Source organism: Streptomyces cahuitamycinicus (assembly GCF_002891435.1).
GTDB lineage: Bacteria > Actinomycetota > Actinomycetes > Streptomycetales > Streptomycetaceae > Streptomyces > Streptomyces cahuitamycinicus.
The window spans coordinates 1-3293 of sequence record NZ_POUC01000638.1; the positions used below are offsets into that span (position 1 = coordinate 1).

2 protein-coding genes are annotated in these 3293 nt (G+C 69.3%); one reads left to right on the forward strand and one right to left on the reverse strand.

What is annotated here, in order from left to right:
* The coding region (locus C1J00_RS40810; protein WP_102913892.1) for an ABC transporter permease at positions 1-736 on the reverse strand (736 nt) is incomplete at its 3' end.
* A gap of 479 nt (positions 737-1215) precedes the next feature.
* Here C1J00_RS40810 and C1J00_RS40815 point away from each other — a divergent pair.
* Positions 1216-3293: transglycosylase domain-containing protein (locus tag C1J00_RS40815; RefSeq protein ID WP_102913891.1), on the forward strand; the 2078-nt coding region annotated here is incomplete at its 3' end.

The window sequence follows — 3293 nt, forward strand, 5'->3', positions numbered from 1 at the left end:
GCGCCACCGCCCACGCCGCCTGGAAGGCGAACGCCCCGAGCGGATCCGCCTCCCCCATCAGCACATCCGCCGGCATCTGGATCTGCGCCGCCCACGGCAGCACCCGCACCACCTCGCCGAGCACGCCCGGGAAGGCGTTGAGCGGCAGGACCATGCCCGAGAAGAAGACACCCGTGACCATCAGAACCTGGTTCACGCCCATGCCGTCCATCAGCCAGAACACGCTCAGCGCCGCCAGAAAGCGGATCGCGAAGCTCACGACCGTCGCCAGCAGCAGCGTCACCGCGAAAGCCGCCCACCGGACGACGTCCGCCGGCAGCGCCATCGGGAAGAAGACCGCACCGAACACGAACGGAACCACCCCCCGCCCCAGCATCTGGAACAACGCCCGCCCCACGTCCCCCGCCAGCCACCACAGCTGAAGATCGACCGGCCGGTACAGGTCGACGGCGATCTCACCGGTACGGATGCGCTCCATCAGGTCCTTCTCCGCGCCGCCACCCTGGATCGCCAGCGTCGCGTAGAGGCACTGCCCCAGCCAGACATAGGTCACGGCCTGCGCCTGGTCGTACCCCCCGAGGTGCGGCTTCTCGTGCCACAGCGCCAGATACGTGTAGACGAGGATGACGCCGAAGACCGTGTTGGTGAACACCCCGGCCACCGTGGCCGCCCGATACGTCGCGTAGCGCCGGAAGCCCCCCGCCGCGACGGCCGCGTACAACCGTCCCGAGCCCACATCCACCGCCCTCCTCGCCGCCGGCACCGAAGCGCAGGAGCCTAGTGGTCCGGCGAACGGGAGTGCCACGCAATTTTCGGGGAGCGGCGGGAGCGCCACGAGGCGAGTACGCACCGGCCCAGACGGTACGATCCGTTGCGTCCGCGTGGGCCGAGACGCCCGTGGCCAGGGCGAGCGGCGTGGCGGCGGTGCCGGCCGGGCGGAGCGTACGAGCCGCCGCGATCCACGGCCGTGTCCCCCTTCGGGCGAATGTCGCGCAGGCGAGATCACGATGCGGGCAGGCGTGCGGAGCAGCACGATCAGCCCCGTTCCCGCCCGCGCACCCACCCGCACGCGGCCCGCCTCACCACACGGCACACGACACGGCCCTCGATCAGGGAACTGATCAACGGATGGGACAGTCTTCATCACAGGGGCGCAAGAGCGAGCAGAGACGTACGGGAACGACGTACGACGCGAAACAGGAGTCCGTGCACGACATGAGTGACGAGCCTCAGCCGCAGCAGCCGAATCCGGGCTGGGCAGCGAGCCAGCCGCAGGCACACGCCGACGGCGACCCGGGCACGCCCGAGGCCAAAGCGGCCGGGAAACCGAAGCGGACCGGCTGGCGCCGGGCGATCCCCACCTGGCGCATGACGCTCGGCGGCTTCATCATCGTCGTCCTGCTGCTGGTCGGCGGCTTCTTCCTCGGCTACTCCCTCGTGAAGATCCCCCCGGCCAACGCGCTCGCCACCAAACAGGCCAACGTCTACCTCTACGCGGACGGCACCGTCATCGCCCGCGACGGCGAGGTCAACCGCGAGAACGTCAACCTCCCGCACATCTCCAAGGACGCCCGGCACGCGATCCTGGCCGCCGAGGACCGCGACTTCTACACCGAATCCGCCGTCGACCCCAAGGCCATGGTCCGCGCCGCCTGGAACACCGCCCTCGGCAAGGGCAAGCAGTCCGGCTCCACGATCACCCAGCAGTACGTGAAGAACTACTACCTGCGCCAGGAACAGACCGTCACGCGCAAGGCCAAGGAATTCTTCATCGCGATCAAACTGGACCGCGAGGTCAGCAAGGACCACATCCTCGAGGGCTACCTCAACACCAGCTACTTCGGCCGCAACGCCTACGGCATCCAGGCCGCCGCCCAGGCCTACTACGGCATGGACGCCAAGGACCTCGACCCGGCCCGCTCCGCCTACCTCGCCGCGCTCGTCAACGCCCCCAGCCAGTACGACGTCGTCGCCCACCCGGAGAACCGCAAGGCCGCCGAATCCCGCTGGAACTACGTCCTGGACGGCATGGTCAAGAAGGGCTGGCTCAGCGAGTCGGAACGCGCCGGCATGAAGTTCCCCGTGCCGAAGGAGTCCACCCTCTCCACCGGCATGTCCGGCCAGCGCGGCTACATCGTCCGGATCGTCAAGGACTACCTCACCCAGAACAAGATCATCGAAGAGGGCAAGCTCGACGCCGGCGGCTACCGCATCACGACCACCCTGCAGAAGGGCAAGCAGGACGCGTTCGTGAAGGCCGTCAACGACAAGCTGATGTCCAAGCTCGACAAGAAGAACAACAAGGTCGACACCTACGTCCGCGCCGGCGGCGCCTCCGTCGACCCCAAGACCGGCAAGGTCGTCGCCATGTACAACGGCATCGACTACGTCAAGCAGTACACCCCCAACGCCACCCGCAGGGACTTCCAGGTCGGCTCCACCTTCAAGCCCTTCGTGTTCACCTCGGCCGTCGAGAACCACTCGGAGACCCAGGACGGCCGCGTCATCACCCCGAACACCATCTACGACGGCACCAACAAGCGCCCCGTCCAGGGCTGGACCGGCGACCCCTACGCCCCCGAGAACGAGGACCAGCGCTCCTACGGCGACATCACCGTCACCGAAGCCACCGACAGCTCCGTGAACTCGGTGTACGCGCAGATGGCCGCCGACGTCGGCCCCCAGAAGGTCAAACAGACCGCGATCGACCTGGGCGTCCCCGAGACCACCCCCGACCTCGCCGACGGCCCCGCCATCGCCCTCGGCACCGCCACCGCCAGCGTCCTCGACATGGCGGAGGCCTACGCCACCCTCGCCAACCACGGGCGGCACGGCACCTACACGATGGTCGAGAAGGTCACCAAGGGCGGCACACCCGTCGAACTGCCCGAACGGCGCACCCGGCAGGCCGTGAGCCGCGAGGCCGCCGACACCACCACCTCCATGCTGCGCAGCGTCGTCCAGAACGGCACGGCCTCCGCCGCGCAGGCCGCGGGCCGCCCCGTCGCCGGCAAGACCGGCACCGCCGAGGAGGACACGGCGGCCTGGTTCGCGGGCTACACCCCCGACCTCGCCACCGTCGTCTCCGTCATGGGCCAGGACCCGGTCACCGCCGCCCACAAGTCGCTGTACGGCGCCATGGGCCTGGCCCGGATCAACGGCGGCGGCGCACCCGCCGAGATCTGGACGCAGTTCACCCAGGACGCCCTCGAGGGCAAGCCCGCCCAGGAGTTCGACCTCCGGCTCCAGCCCGGCTCCGACGTCTCGCAGGCCCCCAGCAGCGACGCCCCCGC